The 19242-nt window shown below is 45.9% G+C and carries 19 protein-coding genes; 12 read left to right on the top strand and 7 right to left on the bottom strand.

The features are described from left to right. Window positions 1-15 precede the first annotated feature (15 nt). Window positions 16-1488: a protein adenylyltransferase SelO gene (locus tag AC4EHK_RS12210; RefSeq protein ID WP_490979061.1), complete on the bottom strand. Its 1473-nt coding sequence runs from the start codon at window positions 1486-1488 to the stop codon at window positions 16-18. 141 nt (window positions 1489-1629) lie between these two features. Between AC4EHK_RS12210 and AC4EHK_RS12205 the strand changes: the two genes are divergently transcribed. From AC4EHK_RS12205 to AC4EHK_RS12180, 6 genes are all read left to right on the top strand, one after another. Next, window positions 1630-2241, top strand: a complete 612-nt coding sequence (locus AC4EHK_RS12205) for a type 1 glutamine amidotransferase family protein (protein ID WP_490979060.1) — start codon at window positions 1630-1632, stop codon at window positions 2239-2241. A gap of 171 nt (window positions 2242-2412) precedes the next feature. After that, window positions 2413-3102, top strand: a complete 690-nt coding sequence (locus AC4EHK_RS12200) for a response regulator transcription factor (protein WP_490979059.1) — start codon at window positions 2413-2415, stop codon at window positions 3100-3102. Further along, complete coding sequence (locus tag AC4EHK_RS12195; RefSeq protein ID WP_490979058.1) at window positions 3095-4111, top strand: sensor histidine kinase; 1017 nt, start codon at window positions 3095-3097, stop codon at window positions 4109-4111. The genes AC4EHK_RS12200 and AC4EHK_RS12195 overlap by 8 nt, the downstream gene beginning before the upstream one ends. A gap of 121 nt (window positions 4112-4232) precedes the next feature. Beyond that, a complete protein-coding gene (locus tag AC4EHK_RS12190; protein WP_490979057.1) occupies window positions 4233-5000 on the top strand; it encodes an ABC transporter ATP-binding protein in 768 nt (255 codons plus the stop codon). Beyond that, on the top strand, window positions 4993-6975 hold the full coding sequence (locus tag AC4EHK_RS12185) for an FtsX-like permease family protein (protein ID WP_490979056.1): 1983 nt from the start codon (window positions 4993-4995) through the stop codon (window positions 6973-6975). The genes AC4EHK_RS12190 and AC4EHK_RS12185 overlap by 8 nt, the downstream gene beginning before the upstream one ends. 193 nt (window positions 6976-7168) lie before the next feature. Beyond that, window positions 7169-8290: an NADH-dependent flavin oxidoreductase gene (locus AC4EHK_RS12180; protein WP_490979055.1), complete on the top strand. Its 1122-nt coding sequence runs from the start codon at window positions 7169-7171 to the stop codon at window positions 8288-8290. Between the two features lie 57 nt (window positions 8291-8347). Here the strand turns inward: AC4EHK_RS12180 and AC4EHK_RS12175 are convergent, their stop codons facing one another. From AC4EHK_RS12175 to AC4EHK_RS12165, 3 genes are all read right to left on the bottom strand, one after another. Then, window positions 8348-9259 (bottom strand): DMT family transporter, encoded by a 912-nt coding sequence (locus AC4EHK_RS12175; RefSeq protein WP_490979054.1) that lies wholly within the window; start codon window positions 9257-9259, stop codon window positions 8348-8350. Window positions 9260-9398: 139 nt separating this feature from the next. Then, complete coding sequence (locus AC4EHK_RS12170; protein ID WP_490979053.1) at window positions 9399-10412, bottom strand: STAS domain-containing protein; 1014 nt, start codon at window positions 10410-10412, stop codon at window positions 9399-9401. 241 nt (window positions 10413-10653) lie between these two features. Continuing rightward, window positions 10654-11547 carry an oxidoreductase gene (locus AC4EHK_RS12165; protein ID WP_490979052.1) on the bottom strand — a complete coding sequence of 298 codons (894 nt, stop codon included), beginning with the start codon at window positions 11545-11547 and terminating at the stop codon, window positions 10654-10656. 189 nt (window positions 11548-11736) lie between these two features. On the opposite strand from AC4EHK_RS12165, the gene AC4EHK_RS12160 reads away from it, so the two are divergent. From AC4EHK_RS12160 to AC4EHK_RS12150, 3 genes are read left to right on the top strand one after another with little or no spacing between them, the layout of a single operon-like run. Beyond that, the gene (locus AC4EHK_RS12160; RefSeq protein WP_490979051.1) at window positions 11737-12465 is read left to right on the top strand and encodes an ABC transporter ATP-binding protein; all 729 of its coding nucleotides are present in this window, start codon (window positions 11737-11739) and stop codon (window positions 12463-12465) included. Next, window positions 12462-13187 (top strand): ABC transporter permease, encoded by a 726-nt coding sequence (locus tag AC4EHK_RS12155; protein WP_490979050.1) that lies wholly within the window; start codon window positions 12462-12464, stop codon window positions 13185-13187. The genes AC4EHK_RS12160 and AC4EHK_RS12155 overlap by 4 nt, the downstream gene beginning before the upstream one ends. A gap of 42 nt (window positions 13188-13229) precedes the next feature. Then, a complete protein-coding gene (locus AC4EHK_RS12150; RefSeq protein ID WP_490979049.1) occupies window positions 13230-13703 on the top strand; it encodes an NUDIX hydrolase in 474 nt (157 codons plus the stop codon). A gap of 54 nt (window positions 13704-13757) precedes the next feature. On the opposite strand, the gene AC4EHK_RS12145 is transcribed toward AC4EHK_RS12150, so the two are convergent. Next, window positions 13758-14663: an oxidoreductase gene (locus AC4EHK_RS12145; protein ID WP_490979048.1), complete on the bottom strand. Its 906-nt coding sequence runs from the start codon at window positions 14661-14663 to the stop codon at window positions 13758-13760. Between the two features lie 155 nt (window positions 14664-14818). On the opposite strand from AC4EHK_RS12145, the gene AC4EHK_RS12140 reads away from it, so the two are divergent. From AC4EHK_RS12140 to cax, 3 genes are all read left to right on the top strand, one after another. Further along, on the top strand, window positions 14819-15568 hold the full coding sequence (locus tag AC4EHK_RS12140; RefSeq protein ID WP_490979047.1) for a phosphatase PAP2 family protein: 750 nt from the start codon (window positions 14819-14821) through the stop codon (window positions 15566-15568). A 100-nt stretch (window positions 15569-15668) separates the two neighbouring features. Next, window positions 15669-16568, top strand: a complete 900-nt coding sequence (locus tag AC4EHK_RS12135) for a 3-hydroxyacyl-CoA dehydrogenase (RefSeq protein WP_490979046.1) — start codon at window positions 15669-15671, stop codon at window positions 16566-16568. A gap of 101 nt (window positions 16569-16669) precedes the next feature. Then, window positions 16670-17725: a calcium/proton exchanger gene (cax, locus tag AC4EHK_RS12130; protein ID WP_490979045.1), complete on the top strand. Its 1056-nt coding sequence runs from the start codon at window positions 16670-16672 to the stop codon at window positions 17723-17725. Between the two features lie 221 nt (window positions 17726-17946). On the opposite strand, the gene AC4EHK_RS12125 is transcribed toward cax, so the two are convergent. Continuing rightward, window positions 17947-18492, bottom strand: a complete 546-nt coding sequence (locus AC4EHK_RS12125) for a hypothetical protein (protein ID WP_490979044.1) — start codon at window positions 18490-18492, stop codon at window positions 17947-17949. A gap of 124 nt (window positions 18493-18616) precedes the next feature. Beyond that, complete coding sequence (locus AC4EHK_RS12120) at window positions 18617-19147, bottom strand: TlpA family protein disulfide reductase (RefSeq protein ID WP_490979043.1); 531 nt, start codon at window positions 19145-19147, stop codon at window positions 18617-18619. Window positions 19148-19242: the final 95 nt, after the last annotated feature.

Here is a 19242-nt window from a genome sequence, read left to right as displayed (position 1 = left end):
GCAGTGAACATGCTATCATGTGCCGCAGAAAGTCTGGTATCCGCTTTCCGGGTCTTGCGCTTGTGAATAGGCCTCTTGTTCGGGCGAATGGGCGTATGGATCAGCCAATGCGGCAAGCAGCTGGTGCAGTACGCTGTAATCTCCTCGAAACTCAGCCGCCTCCAATGCTTCTTCCACACGATGGTTGCGCGGAATGATTGCCGGATTGTTGCCGCGCATCAAGTGCCGGCTCTCTTCCGGTGATTGTTCCTGGCGATCCAAACGCGCCTGCCAAGAGCTATGCCACTCCTTAAATTCGGGTGCACCGAATAAATCGCTGCCTTGCAAGTCGTTGAAGGTTAGCGCTCGGAAGGTGTTGGTGTAATCAGCCGCATGCAGATGCATCAAGTCCAATAGTCCTTCGGCTAGGGCCATATCTTCGGCTTCCTCGTTGAAAAGTCCGAGCTTTTTGCGCATGCCCACAAGCCAATGGCTTTGGAATTGCTCGATGTAGTTGGTAAGTTCGCCCTGAGCCATGCTGACGGCCTCTTCTGGAGTATCGTGCAGCAAAGGCAACAGGCTTTCTGCAAAGCGTGCCAAGTTCCATCCAGCGATCATAGGCTGATTGCCATAGGCGTAGCGCCCTTGCACATCGATCGAGCTGAAGACCGTCTTCGGGTCAAAGCTGTCCATAAATGCGCATGGTCCATAGTCAATGGTTTCGCCGCTGATGGCCATGTTGTCGGTATTCATAACACCGTGAATAAAACCGGCGAGCTGCCATTTCGCAATCAAAGCTGCCTGCCGCTTGATGACTTCCTGGAAAAGTGCCAAGTAAGGATTGGCAGCATCTTGGGCATGTGGGAAGTGACGTTCCAGCGCATAGTCAGCCAGTGCCTTAACATCTTCTTTCGTGCCGAATCGCGCTGCGTACTGAAAAGTGCCGACGCGCAGGTGACTGTCGGCAATGCGTGTCATGACAGCACCCGGAAGCGCTGTTTCACGGCGAACCATTTCGCCGGTTTCGACAACTGCCAGGCTGCGGGTCGTTGGGATGCCGAGACCATGCATCGCTTCGCTGATCACGTATTCACGCAGCATTGGCCGAAGCGCTGCACGGCCATCGCCGCCGCGGGAATAAGGTGTTCTGCCAGAGCCTTTTAATTGAATATCCAAACGTTTGCCAGAAGGTGTAAGCTGCTCGCCAATCAATAAAGCACGGCCGTCGCCAAGCATCGTGAAATTGCCGAATTGATGTCCGGCATAGGCTTGGGCAAGTGGTACGCTGCCTTCAGGAACCTGGTTTCCGGCAAGGATGGCCAAGTTCTCTTCGTTTTTTAGATCTTCTGGATTCAGTCCGAGTGTTTTTGCCAAGGCTTCATTTAAAACCACGAGTTTTGGTGAAGCAACGGGATTAACGGTGAACTTGCTGTAAAAAACTTCAGGTAGGCGTGAATAGCTGTCATCCAACTGCCATCCGGTATGGGTGAGTTCTTTTTTATTCATCATAAACTTCTCCTTTTTTATCGAGGATCTATTCTTATTATACCCTTTTGGGCGGAGGATCATGTCCCAGCTGTTTGAGCAAACCGCATGTGTTATAATCCAGTTAATAAGAAAGTGAATATTCGAACGAAAGGAGAAAAGAAGATGGATAACCAGAAAGTTCTTTTTGTTTTGCTGGATGAATATGCAGATTGGGAAGCAGCTTCACTCGCAGCTGCGCTGAATGAAGAACCGGAAGGACAAGGGCAGCAATTTGATGTAAAGACCATATCCTTGACGAAAGAGCCGATCCGGTCGATTGGCGGATTTACGGTGCTGCCGGATTATGGGTTGGAGGATGCCCCAGAAGATTATGCAGGATTGATTCTGATTGGCGGCAATTCCTGGCGCAAGGAAGAAAGCAAGCAGGTTATGGATCTTGTCGACCAAGCCATCAAAAAAGAAGTTGTACTCGGTGCAATTTGCGATGCAACGGTATTTTTGGGAAGAAATGGACTGTTCAATAATATTCCGCATACCAGCAATTACTTGCAAGATTTAAAACAAACAGCAGGCGAAAGCTACAGCAATGAAGCGGGCTACTTGCACCAGCAAGCCGTTCGGAGCGGGAACATCATCACTGCCAACGGCTCGGCATTTTTGGAATTTGGAAAAAATGTGCTGGAGGCATTAAATGCAGCACCGCAGGAAGAAATTGATGAATGGTACGGTTTTTTCAAGAAAGGCCATCACGAATACATGAAAACTAAACAATAAGCAACTACTGAACCACCTTCCATTGCCAGACTGTGGAGGGTGGTTTGTTTTTATGGTCGGCTGGGCGATATTTCGCTACACTGAGTAGAGATAAAGAAGTCAGATCAATATAGCGGCAGAAGCCTTCCTCTTTAGTTAATGCATTGCAGATAAAAAGATTGGAATGATAAAATGTTCAAAATTATGATCGTGGAAGACGATTTAACGATTGCTGGCATATTGAAAGAAGAACTGGAGAAGTGGAATTACGAAGCGTTTCTGGCCGAAGATTTCAGCCGGGTATTGGAAGAATTCAAGTCCCAATCACCCCAGCTGGTATTGCTCGATATTCAGCTGCCTTCCTTTAATGGCTATTACTGGTGTCAGGAAATTCGAAAGCTTTCGCAAGTGCCGATCATTTTTATTTCTTCACGCAATGAAAACATGGATATTGTCATGGCGATTCAAATGGGTGCAGATGATTTTATTCCCAAACCATTTGATTTGACGGTTGCGGTCGCAAAAACGCAAGCGCTTCTTAGAAGAACTTACGATTTCAAAGAATCGGATAATTTTCTGAGCTTTAATCAGACTATCCTGAAGCCTGGCGAATCGAGGCTGTTTGTAAATGATCAGGAAGTGGATTTGACCCGCACCGAGTTGAAAATCATGGAACTGCTATTTCTTCAAAAAGGCGACTACGTGACGAGAGAGGAAATGATGGTCAAGCTATGGGAGGACGAGTCGTTTATCGATGACAATACTTTAGCCGTCAACATCACCCGGCTGCGGAAAAAACTTGCCAAGGCCGGACTTGCCGATTTTATTTTAACGAAAAAGAATGTGGGTTATGCGTTGAACAAGGAAACGGCCCATGTTTAAGAAATCTGAAACGCTCTTGTTAAAAAGTTTTTTCGTATCGGTACGGCATCAGTTGGTCCTGTTTGCTGGAATGGCCGTCATTTTTGGAGTGGTGTACATTTTAGGCAGATTGCCGCTGTCCTTGTTTTTATACAGCCTGCAGTTGACGGGGTTTTTGCTGGTGATTTATTTGTTTAGCCAGTACCTTCAGTATGCCAAACGCTCAGAGCTGATCAGCAGCCTGGAGCTGCAGAATCTCTCAAATCTGGAGGAGCTGCAGCAAGGCGCCGATCCTGTTGATCAACTTTACATAGAAAAGATGCACAGACTGCTGGAACAGCTAAGGGAATCAGAAAACCTGCATGTCGAACGTCAAACCGATCAACTGGATTATTTCACGTTGTGGCTGCACCAAATCAAAACCCCCATTTCTGCCATCAGCCTGCTGACGCAAAGTTCAAAGGCAAAAGAAGCAAAACAGGTGTCGCAAGAGCTGGTGCGGCTTGAGGATTATACGCATATGGCACTCAATTACATTAAGCTGGAAGAGTCAGGAACAGATCTGGAGTTATCGCTGGTTGATTTGGATGACATCATTAAAAAGGCAATCAAAAAATATTCGATCCTGTTTATCTACAAAGGCATCCGCCTCGATTACCATCCGACCGGGATGCAAGTGCTGTCTGATGGCAAATGGCTGCAGAACTTGTTGGAACAGATTTTATCAAACAGCCTGAAATACACGCCCGAAGGCATTATTTCGATTTATAGGGATCCAGTACATGCCGAAACGCTGATCATTGAAGACACCGGCATCGGGATCCGCTCGGAGGATTTGCCGAAAATTTTCAACAAAGGCTATTCTGGACTGAACGGACGCCTCCATGAAAAATCCACCGGCCTTGGCTTGTTTCTCAGCAAAAAAATCTGTCAGCGACTTGGCCACCGCTTAGTGATTGACTCAAAGCCAGGCGAGGGAACCCGCGTTGCCCTCGATATGGCGCATGAAGATTTACAGGTTTTTGATTGAATAAGGATTGAATTTCTCAAGCAATCTTACGAAACCGTAAGATTGCCTTTCTCTTTGTAAGGATAGGTACAGGCAGTCCGCTCGTTCCTGCCGTATGATTAAAAGCAAGGAGGGGTTGGCAATGACCTTGTTAGAAATCAAGAACTTAAAAAAAATATACACAGCACGCTTTTCAAACCAACAAACAGAAGCACTGACAACCGTCAATTTTTCAATAGAGGAAGGCGAATTTGTTTCGATTATGGGGGAGTCAGGTTCAGGAAAGACCACGCTTTTAAACATTATCTCCACGCTGGACGATGCGACTTCCGGGGAAGTTTATTTGGATGGCAGCCCGTTATCCAAAATCAAAGACAAAGAAATTTCCGCTTTCCGCAGAAACACCCTTGGTTTTGTTTTTCAGGATTTCAATCTTTTAGACAATTTTTCTATTCGCGACAACATCCTGCTGCCATTGGTGCTGTCAAAAACACCGGTCGATGAAATGGAAGCTCGGCTTATGCCCATTGTGCGCAATCTTGGAATCGAAGCCCATATCGATAAATTCCCTTATGAAGTATCGGGTGGGCAGAAACAGCGGGTTGCGGTTGCGCGCGCATTGATCACCCAGCCAAAAATCATTTTGGCGGATGAACCGACGGGCGCTCTTGATTCAAAAGCTTCGCAGAATTTAATGGAAATTTTGAAAGGCATCAACGAAACCGGCCAGACGATTCTAATGGTGACGCACAGTGCACGGGCTGCGAGCTTTTCAAACCGCATCTTGTTTATTCGGGATGGAGCGGTTTACCATGAAATTTATCGGGGAGATGCACCGGCGGACCAGTTCATGGACCGCATTTCAAAATCGTTGAAAGTCTTGTCCAGCCGGGGTGAGCAGGATGAATAGCCGTTTCTTCTCGTCGCTTGCGCTGCGTAACATCAAGTCAAATAAGCAGTTATACATTCCGTATTTATTGTCCTCGACCACTATCATCATGATGTTTTACTTGATGGCTTCCTTATTGACCAACAAATTCGTTCAGGAGCGTTCGAGTACGTTGGTATCGTTGTTTGTAGTTGGCACTATAGTGATCGGAATTTTTTCCGTTATTTTCATTCTTTATACCAACAGTTTTCTCATCAAGAGAAGAAAAAGGGAAATTGGCTTGTACGGAATTTTAGGGCTGGAGAAAAAGCATGTGGCCATCATTTTGTTTTTTGAAACGGTTTTTACCAGCTTTTTGAGCATCGCTGCCGGACTGCTTGCGGGTCTGTTTTTCGGACGTTTGTTTTTTATGTTGCTGAATTACTTGTTGAGGATGCCATCGGATATTGCTTATTCAACTTCCGGACTGACAATGTTGGCAACGGCTGCGCTATTCATCGGAATTTTTGGTGTGACCTTCCTTTATAACATTAGCCAATTTACTTTTGCCAATCCAATCAAATTGCTGAAAGGAAAGCAGGAAGGGGAAAAAGAACCGAAAGGCTCCATCCTCCTCTTTATCCTATCGCTGGTGTTTCTCGCATGGGGCTATGGAATTTCCGTGACAATCTCCGATCCGCTCAGTGCTATGTCAAAGTTTTTTCTGGCGGTTTTGCTGGTCATCATCGGCACTTATTTGTTGTTTGTTTCCGGCTCAATCTTTATCTTAAAAGCGTTGAAGAAAAACAAGCGGATTTATTATCGTCCAGGCGCTTTCATTTCCATCTCAGGCATGCTTTACCGCATGAAGCAGAACGCTGTAGGCCTTGCGAATATCTGCATTCTGGCCTCGATGGTCATTATTGCGGTCTCGACGACTTTGACGATTTTTATTGGATCAGAGGAAACCTTGGAAAACCGCTATCCCTTTGAAAACAATATGACTCTTTTCGGCGAGGTCGAAGATACCGATGAAATAAACACCCGTTTTTTCGAGCTTCAAAGTCAGGTTCAAAACACAGTGAATGCTGAAGGTCTTGAAGTGACAGAAAGAGAAAGTTACCGCTACGCGAACTTCTTTGGCGGGGTGCAGGGCAATGAATTTGTTTTTGATGAAAGTTATGCAGACCAAGAAAATCCGACCGTGCTGATGGTTCTTCCGCTTGAAGATTTTAATCAGATGACAGGTAAATCCTATACATTGGAAGACGGTGCCGCATTTTATTATCATTCAACAGGTGCCTATAAAGAAAGTGAACTGACACTCGGCAACAAGACATACCGGGTAGCCGAAGTGGACAATGAATTCGGGGAGGATATGGATTTAGTCGAATCCATGGCGGTCGTGGTGCCTGACGTTTCACACCTTTTGGAGATGCAGGACGATTTTAAAGCACAATACCCAGAAACCAACTATTTGACCATTGATGCGGAAGTTGGCTGGAATACCTCTGGTACTGAAGAACAAAAAGAAGCTTTGGCGAAAAAGCTCAACAGCGAATACGGCTTGGCCGCTGGAGGCAACAATCTTTACGATTCCCGTTTGCTTCAGCGAGAAGAATGGTACAGCTTAAACGGCGGGTTCTTGTTCCTTGGAGTATTCCTGGGACTGCTGTTCACCATTGGCACAGTATTGATTACTTACTTTAAACAAGTGTCTGAAGGCTTTGATGACCGTGACAAGTTCCAAATCATGCAAAAGGTTGGACTGGATAAAGAAATGATTCGGGAATCTACACGTTCACAAATTGTCTGGATGTTCCTGTTGCCAATTGTCGTTGCAACGATTCACGTCATTTTCGCTTATCCGATTGTTCGCAAGCTGCTGCTAATTTTTGGTGTGACCAACGAAACCAATTGGCTTTTGTCATTTGTGGGCGTCGTCATCGCATTTGCAGCCATCTATTGGGTGATTTACCGCCTGACTTCACGTACTTATTACAGCATTGTTAAATAAATCGAAAACGAGAACCATCCAGCAGACTTGCAGCTGCTGGATGGTTTTTTTCCATTCAGCCTAAAGACTGAATTTGGGGCGAGGCCAGGCATATCCACCACCCTTTGCCCGAGCTGTCGGTTACGATAGAATGAAGGCGCCTGGCTTGCCGGCACCTCTTTATGGGTAAACGAATAGTCAAGGAGGAGTTCACATGACCATTACAACACAAAATATATTTGAACCGTTTGCATTTGTATCGGGTTTGACCCTTAAAAACCGCATCCTGATGGCACCAATGACGACTTCATCTTCAGACACGAACGGCGATGTTACTGAAGAGGAACTGGTTTACTACAAGCGCCGAGCTGCTAGCGGGTTGGGGGCAGTCATCACGGCCTGTGCACATGTCGAGCCGCTTGGCGTAGGGTTTTCAAACCCTTTTGGTGCAGATAGCGATGAGCGCATTCACAGCTTGACGCGACTGGCCGCATCTATCCAAGAAGGCGGAGCAAAAGCGATCCTGCAGATCTACCACGCTGGGCGCATGTCAAATAGTGAGCTCCTGAAGGGGGAACAACCGGTATCGGCAAGTGCTGTTCCGGCGCCTCGACCAAATGCTGAAACGCCACGTGAAATGACGCTTGAAGAAATTGACACGACAATTGCGGCATTCGGTGAAGCCACAAGACGTGCGATCGAAGCTGGCTTTGACGGCGTAGAGATTCATGGCGCCAATACGTATTTGATCCAGCAATTCTTTTCTCCACATTCCAATACCCGAACCGATAAATGGGGAGGCGACGTCACTGCGCGCATGGCATTTCCTTTAGCGGTTATCCAAGCGATTCAAGAAGCAGTGGCTAAGCACGCCACGAAACCATTTGTGGTTGGCTACCGCATTAGTCCAGAAGAGCGCGAAGAGCCAGGCATTACAATGGATAACACGCTAGATTTTCTGACTGCCATTGCAGATCAGGGCATTGATTATATCCATGCATCGGTAGGCAGATTTTTTGGAGGTTCGATCCGCGAAGAAGACAGCCGTTCACGCGTGGAAATGATTCAGCAGCACATTGGCAAACGAGTACCGGTAATTGGAGTAGGTGGCTTGCAGACGCTTGATCAAGTAAAGCAGGCTTTGGAATTCACACCGCTCGTCTCGCTTGGCCATGCGTTGATCATGGATCCCGACTGGCTGGCGAAAGTCAAAGGAAGCCGGGATGAGGAAGTTTTTCAGGCAATCCATTTGAGCAAAAAAGAACAGCTCGATATTCCGGAAGACCTATGGAATATGGTCACGAATGCTCCGGGTTGGTTCCGGGTCGAAGAGTAATTCATCAATAAATAAAACAGCGCCACCTGGAAAAAATCCAAGTGACGCTGTTTTGTTTTAGAGCGAAGACTCCGCTGTTTTTCTGGATAGTACGCGACGTTTTCGGCCCATCAAATTGACGATCATGACACCGCCAATTGCAATAATGCCGCCAATAAGCGATAAAGGAGTCGGCAGTTCGTGCAGCCACATCCAAGCAACCGCGATGGCAACAGCCGGCTCCAGGTAAATCAGGCTTGAAACAGAACTGGCATTTGCCAGTGACAAAGCAGTTGCCCATGTTACATACGCGATAGCGGCTGGGAACAGGCCGACATACAAGGTGGCAAGATGTGCCTCCAGTGTGGCTCCTTGCATCGCCGTAAAGAGTCCTGGCGAGAAAATAAGGAACGGCAGAGTGCCTGCCCATGTAAAGTACGCAGTGAGTTCAATTGCCGAGTAGCGTGTTAGCAGGGGCTTTTGAAAAACAAAGAAAACAGCAGATGCAAACGCAGCGATTAGCACAAGTAAAGCTCCATTTGTCAATGTCAGAGAAGCGCCGGCTGAACCGAATGCAATAAACAAGATGCCGATAAAGCCAATGCCCAAGCCAATCCAGCCAATGCCAGTCAAACGTTCCTTCAAGACAAATGCGGCAATCAACGCTGTAAAGATTGGGCCGGAACCGACCAGCATACCAGCTGTTCCCGCAGAAATCGTCTCCATGCCGAAGGTAACAAAAATGTGATAAACACTGATGCCGATCCAGCCGAGCACCAAAATGCGGATGATGTCGCTTTTTTGAGGAAGCCGGAATTTTGTTCCGGGCCATAAAGCGAAAATCAGAAATAAGGCCGAAGCAATCAGGAACCGAACCAGTACATTTTGTCCGGCGTCATAACCGCCCTGCAGACCAACCCGTATCGCTGCAAATGAAGAGCCCCATATTAATACAGAAAATAAGGCCAGTGAAAAAGCTTTTGCGTTCAAATGATCTCCTCCATTAACCATTGGTTCTTCCAGTGGCTATAATGTCTGTGTGTATCAACAGACAGAAACTAGTATATTCTTTTCCGCAAAGAATGTCTTCAGGAAGAAGCGGCAGGGGATGGGATTGTGATGGAGTGCATCAGACAATTTTCCGGCCGCTGCGGCCCAGCGCGTAATAAATTCCGTGCTGCAAGCTTTGCAGCGATTCAAATGTATTCAAGCTGCTCTGGGCCTGTGCGATGATGATGGCCAATTCGGGAGATATGCCGACAAGAATAACTTCTGTTCCCAACAGCCTTGCCGAAGCGCCGAGTTTCTCGATAAGAGAAGCTGTATGCTCCGTAATATGCTTGTTCAAGCCGGTCAAATCAACCAATAGGAAATTGGCTTTATGTTTCGGAAGTTCGGTCAAAGTTTTGACAATCAAGTCTTCTGTTCGTTGCTCATCATAGCTGCCAATCATCGGTACGACAATGATGCCTTCCAGAACGGGAATAATCGGAGAAGAAAGCTCTTTTACTAAGTTCTGAAGAGATTTTGTTTGCTCGTCAACCAATTTTTCAAGCATCTGGATTTGATTGGCTTCCTGCTTCCGGGACAGCTCGTGAATGTTTTGCTGCACAGTCACTTCGGATGGAAAATATTCTACAATGCTGTAAGGCTTGTCTTGGTTTTGGTATTGGATGGTCTTGTACCAGAAGTTGATGCCGAACAATCCTGTCAATACACCCGCGTAATGTGAAGGCACAAATATACCTTCTGTATGGTTATTTTTCAGCAAGTTCATTTTGTATTCCCAATCATTTTGAATATGCATGGTAAAGGTGTTTTTTTCGCTATCCATTTCAACAATTTCCACTTTTCCCCATCCGGCAGGAGCATATGTATTGGAAATCCACTCGACAATGTTCGAGGCATCGATATGCTGCATGTCTTTAAACCCTTCACCAACAATAACGCCTTGGCGAAATCCGGTTGTTTCCAATACGAGCTGTGTTGCTTCAATTCCTGAAATGTCTTTGATGGTATCAAAAAAGGTTTCCATCGCAGTTGTCCAAAAGAGAACCACATCTCTGCCTTCGAACAGGGCTTGTCCCGTTTCCAAATCCCACGCTAACTCTACGCCGCCGACAGCAATATTTTTTTTGCTCATGTTATAAATTCCTCCACCTAATGAATAATTGTTTTGTTAAGAATAAAATACAAAGTTTTCCTATAGATATTTTACCGGAAGCAGAAATTAAAACCATACAGGTTGAACTTAAGAATCGCTATTTTTTAGCACGTGCCGTTCTTTTATGGAGTTTCCGCTATAAAAGGTTTGTCAATTAGCACAGATAGAGTCAAAATTCTTACGGGACACTTATGGAATTTGTCCTAAAGTTATTTACTCTTTATCCTCCGTCTTTGAAGCCGTAAGTGACACCCGTCAGTTTTTCCGATGCCTCCCAAAGTCTGAGAGAAATTTCAGGATCAGTCGCATTGGCGTGCGGTTTCCCCAGTGCCGGATACCCTCTGCGCTGGAATTGAGCAATGGGCCCAATATACTCGCCGCCTTTCAAGCCGGGTTCTAAGGCTGCAAAAAGTGTTGCCAAAGCTCCCATGTCCGGCGGCTGAAGAACCAGATTGGCGATGCGTTTGAAAACGGCTGGAATTTCCTGTTGGCCCAACTTTAGAATATTGGTCGCAGAAACTCCCGGATGGCAGGCCACGCTAATGGTTTGGAGGCCATGCTCTTTCAAGCGCTTATCGAATTCCAACGCAAAGTACAAATTGGCCAGTTTGCTTTGGTTATAAAATTTCTTCGCATGGTAGCCTGTTGCCCCATCAAGGTTGGCAAAGTCGATTGAACCGCGGCTGTGTGCCCGGCTGCTGATGGTTACGACACGCGAGTCGGGTGTGTTTACCAATAGAGGCAAGAGCAAGCCGGTCAACGCAAAATGGCCAAGGTGATTGCTGCCAAACTGCAGTTCAAAACCATCTCTCGTTTTTGTGTAAGGAGGTGCCATAATGCCAGCGTTATTGATCAATATGTCAAGTTTAGTAAAAGATGTTTGAAAACTCTCAGCAAAAGCCCGAACCGTCTCAAGATCGGCTAAGTCGAGTTTCATGACAGCAATCTGGGCAGAAGGATAAAGCCGGAGCAAAGCAGCCCGGGCCGTGTTTCCTTTTTTGGTGTTGCGGACAGCCAGAATAACTTGTGTGCCAATCTCCAGCAGACCTTTAGCTGTTTCAAAGCCGATGCCGCTGTTGCCGCCTGTGATGATGGCAGTTTTTTCTGTAGGCAAAACACCACTTCCTTTCATCGATTCAGTCGTTTGCAAATACTAGCTAATACTTTATCGGTTCTTTGGAACATTTGGAAGCCATATAAGTTAAAAAGGAAATTCGAGCAATATTTGAAAAGTCCGCACCGCTTTATTATTCATTGGCAGCAGCAAACGGTAGAATAGAAAAAAGGAGGCGATAGCGGATCCATGGACATTTCGATTAAAGAGTTGACTAAAACATTTAAAGACCGGGTTGCCGTAGATCATCTTTCGCTGACAATCGGTCAAGGAGAGTTTTTTGCGCTTTTGGGTGAAAATGGAGCAGGAAAAACTACGACCATCAAATTGTTGAGCTGCCTGATGGAACCGTCGAGCGGCGACGCTTTTATGCTGGGTGACAGCATTGTTGAAAATCCACAGGCGGTGAAGAAAAAGCTGAACATTTCACCGCAGGAAAACGCGGTTGCACGCAATCTTTCCGTAAAAGAAAATCTGGAGTTTATTGCCAAAATTTACGGCAGCGATAAAAAGCAAGCAGAACAAAAAGCACGTCAACTGATGGACAAATTTGGACTGGCAGATCGGTCCAATAACAAAGGGAGAACCTTATCTGGCGGATTGGAGCGCCGCTTGAGCATTGCGATGGCGCTGATTTCAGAGCCGGAAATCATTTTTTTAGACGAGCCGACAGTCGGGCTGGATGTTCGAGCGCGATTGGATTTATGGCAGATTTTGCTGGATTTAAAAGGTGAGATTACGATTATTTTGACAACACATTATTTGGAGGAAGTGGAAGCATTGGCGGACCGCATTGGCATTATGCATAAAGGAAGATTGTACGCACTTGGCACGCTCGAAGAGTTAAAGGAACAGACCGGGCAAGCCAAGCTACAGGATATCTTTCTTCAATTGACCGCAGAGGCAGAAAACCAATGAGGGCTTGGACATTTGCTGAACGCAACCGAAAAGAAATTTTACGCGACCCAATGACGCTGCTTTTTGGAATGGTGCTGCCGCTGCTGATGCTGTGGCTCTTTTCACTAATGGCTGAAAATATGCCGTTTGATTTGTTCACGCTTGAGAAGCTGGCACCTGCCATCATCGTCTTCAGTTTTTCTTTTATCACTTTGTTCACAGGAATGCTCATTGGCCGCGATAAAAGCAGTTCGTTCTTGATGAGAATATTTGCGTCGCCAATGGCTGCGACCGATTACTTGATCGGGTATGCCTTACCGCTTTTGCCAGTAGCTTTTATCCAGATGACCGCCTGTTATGTTACGGCTCTGCTATTGGGAATGCCAGCGACGGTTCATGCCATTCCTGCTTTCGGGGTGCTTGCCATCATATCGCTTCTTTATATCGGTTTTGGCTTGTTTTTTGGCACCTTTTTTACGGATCGGCAAGTGGGGGCGATGTTTGCGCTATTCGTTAATATCACAACATGGTTAAGCGGCACCTGGTTTGAACTCGGTATGATTGGCGGCACATTTCAAAACGTCGCTTACCTGCTGCCGTTCGCACATGCCGTCGATGCATCGCGCGCGATTTTTGCAGGTGATTATGCGGCAGTGTTTACACCGATGCTATGGGTGGCTGCTTATACTGTGGCGATTTTTGGAATTGCCGTTTGGGGATTTAAGAAACGCATGCGCGGTTGAGAATGGTTCAACACAAGACGAAAGATGAGGGGGTTGGAGCAGATGGGCTATATAGAGGAACTGCGGGCAGTTGTTGGTCACCGGCCACTGATACTTGTGGGGGCCGTGGTTGTAATGATAGATGAAAATGGACGTTTGCTGTTGGAAGAGCGAAAGTTTCCCAAAAACCTGTGGGGCTTGCCAGGCGGACTGATGGAGCTCGGGGAATCCACAGAAGCTACAGCGAAACGGGAAGTCTTGGAAGAGACCGGGCTAACAGTAAAAACCTTGCATCTAATCAATGTCTATTCCGGACCCGAACATTTTGTGGTAGCGGAAAATGGCGATGAATTTTATGTTGTAACGACCGCTTATTATTCGAATGATTACCACGGCGATTTGATTGTTGATGAAAAAGAATCTTTGAGCTTTAAGTTTTTCTCCCCGGAGCAGCTGCCTCAACAAATGATTGGGAGCCACCGTACAGTAATTGAGGAATTTCTTGAAAAGCATCGCTTAACAGCTTTGCAGCGATGAGTTGCTGAATAAAGAAAGCCGCTATTCATGATTGAACATAAATAGCGGCTTTTCTTATTGGATTGCGGGTTCGGTAAAGTCAAATTTCACTCCGGTCAACTGTTCGGAAACTTCCCAAAGTTTGCGTGATACGGCTTCATCTCCAGCTGCTGCATGAGGTGTGTCCAATGTTGGATAGCCTTTGCGCTGGCCCTTCCCGTCAGGTCCAATGTATTCGCCGCCTGTAAGCTGCAAATCAGTGGCAGCATAGACGGTCGGCAAAGCACCCATTTCAGGCGGCTGCAGAAAGTTGTGCATGAGTGTTTTCATAAACTTTGGAGCATCCTGATTGCCAAATTTAAAGAGATTGGTGGCGGAAATTCCAGGATGGCAGGCAAGGCTTAAACTGTTCAGGCCATTTTGCTTAAAGCGCTTGTCTAATTCTTGTGCAAACAATAAATTGGCAAGCTTGCTTTGTCCATAAAATTTCATGCGTTTATATCCTTTAGCGCCGTCCAGGTTGTCGAAATCAATCGACGCGCCTTTATGCGCCAAGCTGCTGAGGGAGACAACCCGTGATTCAGGCGTATTCTTCAGCAACGGCAGCAGCAGGCCTGTCAATGCGAAATGGCCCAGGTGATTGCTGCCGAATTGCAGCTCGAAGCCATCTTTCGTTTTTGAATAGGGTGGGGTCATGACACCTGCATTATTAATTAACAAATCGAGTGAGTCGTGGTTGCTTTTAAAGCTTTCGGCAAACACGCGGACGCTGGCAAGGTCTGCCAAATCCAATTTCATCACAGTCACGTGTGCATCGTTATTCGTTTCCAATATCAGATTTCGCGCGCTTTCCCCTTTTTCTTTATTGCGCACAGCCATAATGACCTGTGCGCCGCGGTCAGCAAACACTTTTGCAGCTTCCAATCCGATGCCGCTGTTGGCTCCGGTTATGATGGCTGTCTTTCCGGTTAGTTGTTTCAAACGATCAGCTCCTGATTAATAGACTTAGTCTTATGATAAAAATACCATGCAGCAACCCTTGCCACAAATAGTAGGATTGGAATGGTCATTTTTTTACATATTTTTTGGCACAATAGGGTAGAAGTAAAGTAGTCTATAGAGTCGGGAGCGAGAAGATGAAGAAGAATGAAAAAATGGCCGGCCTGGCTTTTTTGCTGCTGCTTGGCGGCCTGGGCATTGCCGCAATGTTTATTGTGTTGTTTGCGGAACTGGCAGAAGAAGTGATGGAGAAAGAGTTTGGGTTGTTTGATCGCGCAATCATTGCTTTGATGGAAGCGACATCAAGCGAAGCGATGGATACGGTCATGTTCATCTTCACTGAAATGGGATCGGCCTGGTTTTTGACGCTGGCATCCCTCGTCATTCTGGCGATTTTGGGACTTAGGCTGAAGGACAAATGGGGCATGCTGTTTTTTGTTATTGCGGTAGGCGGCGGTTCACTGTTAACACTGCTATTAAAGAACCTTTACGTCAGGGAACGCCCAGGCATCAATGCTGAAATTGATGCAATCGGCTACAGTTTTCCGAGCGGCCATTCGATGGGGTCCTTAATATTTTATGGTTTTGTGATGTATTTGGTAATTCGAACGCGGCAGCGGCCCTGGATTCAGTGGACAACAGTTACTGTTTTGAGTGGACTGATCCTAGTGATTGGCGCAAGTCGAATTTACCTGGGTGCTCATTTTCCGAGCGATGTCATGGCAGGTTATATTGCAGGGACGATTTGGTTGTTGTTAAGCTTAATTGCTTTAGAGTGGATTCAGTGGCATAGTAAGAGCCCTGTGCCTCCGGTCCATGCGTTGCGCAAGCTGCTCGGGCCATTGTACAAAACGGTACGGACAAAACTGCCCTTTTTCTCAGATTAATGAAGAAAGATATTCCGTGTCTCCACGCATAGATTTCGTTAGTACGTAAACCAGCTTTGGATGGAATGAAGACAAAAATCTTACATAGAGGAGAATGGCAATGGACTACAAGCAGATTACAGTTGCAGGAAGCGGCGTGTTGGGAAGCCAAATTGCTTACCAGACCGCATTTAAAGGATTCAATGTAGCAATTTATGATATTCATGATGGTGCGATTGAAAGTTCAAAAAAGCGATTGGGAAAGTTGATGAAAAACTATCGGAACGATATGGGCGCCAGTGAAACAGAAACGGATGCTGCATATGAACGGTTGTCTTTCCATACAAATTTGGCTGAAGCAGTGAGTGATGCAGATTTGGTGATTGAAGCAATCCCTGAAGTTGCAGCGATCAAAACAGCGTTTTACACGGAATTGGGCAAAGCAGCTCCTGAGAAAACTGTGTTTGCAACTAACTCCTCGACACTTCTGCCAAGCCAATTTTCAGAAGCAACAGGACGGCCCGAAAAGTTTTTGGCGCTGCATTTCGCCAATACGATCCGCATAAATAACACTGCTGAAATCATGAAGCACCCGGGAACGGCTGATAAAGTGTTTAATGATGTGATAGAGTTTGCGAAAGCTATTGGAATGGTGCCATTGCCGTTGCATAAAGAACAGCCGGGCTATATTTTAAATTCTTTATTGGTACCATTTCTGGAAGCCGCCGAACTGCTTCTGGTTAAAGAAGTGGCAGATGTCGAAACGGTCGATAAGACTTGGATGATTGCAACGGGTGCGCCGCTCGGTCCATTCGCGATGTTGGACGTAATCGGCATCAACACCGCCCACAACATTGTTCAAGGAAAAGCCGCAGCGACGGGCAATCCGAAGTTTGTCGAATTGGCGAATATGCTTAAGATTGAGTACCTGGACAAAGGAAAACTGGGGCGGGAAACAGGTGAGGGATTCTATAGCTATCCAAACCCGGCTTTTATGGATGAGGATTTTCTGAAAAACTAAAGACCACTACGCTTGGCTATGAATGGTCGGGCGTGTTTTTTGTGTTAGGAAATTTGTGAAACTGGGTATCCAATATTATCAAAATGCAAAGAAGGGATTGTATGAATCGGATATTCGGGATTTTAGTAGCAATAGGGGTGCCCTTGACTGTAGTTGGCTCTTTCCTGGATTGGCCGAGCGTTGCTATGTTCTTTATTTGTTCGATTAGTGTAGTGGCCTTATCCAGTTTTATGGGGAGAGCTACAGAAAGTTTGGCAATTGTCAGTGGTCCTCGTATTGGCGGCTTGCTGAATGCGACATTCGGAAATGCGGTGGAATTAATTATTTCCATTTTTGCATTGCAAGCAGGATTAATTGGAGTAGTTTTGGCTTCTTTGACCGGTTCAGTCTTAGGGAATTTGCTGCTGGTTGGAGGATTATCATTTTTCCTGGGAGGCATCAAGTTCAAGCGGCAGATGTTTAATGTCCACGATGCAACCCATAATTCTGGCTTGTTGATTTTTGCAGTTGTTGTGGCGTTTGTCATTCCTGAAATTTTTTCGATGACGATGAATGAAAATGAAACCATTCAATTGAGTGTCGGCATTTCGATTATCATGATTCTTTTGTATTTAGCGGGTCTCTTTTTCAAGCTGGTCACCCATCGCGGTGTTTACAGCCATGCGGATGCGGCACAGCATTCCGAGCACGAAGAACCGGAATGGTCGAAAAAGAAAGCGATGATCATCTTGTTTGCAGCAACCCTGGTCGTGGCTTACGTATCCGAAAATCTAGTCCGTACCTTTGAAGAAGTGGGTGAACAGTTTGGTTGGTCTGAGTTGTTCATCGGTGTCATCATCGTTGCAATTGTCGGAAATGCGGCTGAACATGCTTCCGCGCTTATTATGGCGATGAAAAACAAAATGGATGTGGCGGTAGAAATCGCCATTGGTTCTACGCTGCAGATTGCGATGTTTGTTGCACCGATACTGGTGCTCCTTTCGCTTTTTATGCCACAGCAAATGCCATTGGTTTTCACAGTGCCAGAATTGGTCGCCATGATTACTGCAGTGTTTCTCTCAAGCAGTGTCATGAATGATGGGGAGTCAAACTGGTTCGAAGGCTTAATTTTGCTTTCGGCTTATCTCATTATGGGCATTGGGTTTTATTTGTTGTGATAGTTTTAGCCAGTGTCCTTGTCTAGATAACCTGTCTTTTCCGCAGAAAGGTATATAAGCAGGAAAGACAATTCACTACGTCCAAAAAAGCGATGGCAAGAAACACAAACAATGAGACGCCTCCTGAAACTGGAATTTCAGTTTAGAACGAAAAACCTTCATAGTACGTTCCAAAAATAATAAGCCGCCACCCAAAATATATTTTGGGTGGCGGCTTGTTTTCATTTCCAGATCGCTTTGTACTTTTTCTTGTACTTTGGATCATCAATTCCTTCGATCAAGTCGATGGCGGATAGTTTGATTTGTTCATCATGCGTTTCATCATATACCTGCCGCATTGCCTGCAAAATATCTGAACGTATGAGCGTAAAGTTTTTTTCATCTTCACAGAAAAGGAATCGGTCAGTTAAGTGGCCGAGAACCATTTCCTTTTGGGCAAGTCCTGCGAGCGCCACTTTCCATATTGCTTGCAGGCTATGGCGTGCGGTGACAAACTTTTCATCTTTTGTTACTTGCCAGAGTCGGGGGAAGTCGGTCAGCATCCGATTTTCTGGGTCGCTCTTGGCCAAGTTGGCTAAATACTGTGCGGCCCTGGAGCGCTGGTGGTTATTTGGATGATCCAAGTCCTCAAGCAACTGATCCCACACCAAGTATGCCCAATCTACTTTTTCTTCGCTCAAAAGTAGAATTTGCTGATAGGCGAGATAGTTCACCTCCTTGTCCGCTGATTTCGAATCCGAGAATAATTGTTCAATCGTTTCATCCATATCGTTCACCTCCTCTTTTAGTTAGACAGAATAGATGCAGGCAGTAAAGCTTTTTACAGCAAAACACCCGCATACTGTGCAAGCCGAAAGGCAAGCTGTATGCGGGTGTTGGAGTTGTAAACTATTATTGGATCGTTTCAAATGTGGCTTTGATTTCTTCGTTGCTGAAATGTCCGGTCATGCTTTTAACAAGTGTCCCATCAGATCCGATATAGACAGAAGTGGGATAGCCGATTATGCCATATTCATCGAAAAAGGTGCCGCCTTCATCCAACAGCACAGTGATATTTTCGGCATTTGGAAACCCATCAAACCACTTAGCGAAAGACTCGGTACTTTTTTCGGCGTTTGATCCGGGGGAAACAATGGTTAGCACCTCAAAATCGTTTTCTTCACCAGCTAAGGTATTTAGTTCTTCCATTCCTGAAAGACAAATAGAGCACCAGGAAGCCCAAAATTTCACATAAACTTTTTGGCCGGCATAGTCAGCGAGATTTTGTTGGTTTCCTTCTAAATCAACCAATTCAAAAGAGGGTGCCGGATTGCCTTCATTCAATTGTCCAGCATTCGCTTCATTGCTTTGTGAATTGCTGTTGCATGCAGCTAATGCGGCAACAAGGACAAGAAGGAGTAAAGTTTTTGTCAGCGCTCTCATAGTCATCATCCTTTTCTGTAAAATCACGGTTTGACTCGTTGTTCTTCTATCATATAGCGGAAAAAGGAGAAAAGACATTGAAGCAACTTGGATTG

Source organism: Planococcus sp. TJ-307 (assembly GCF_058268435.1).
The sequence above is the reverse complement of the archived record's forward strand: the minus strand, read 5'-3'. Positions and strand labels throughout refer to the sequence as shown.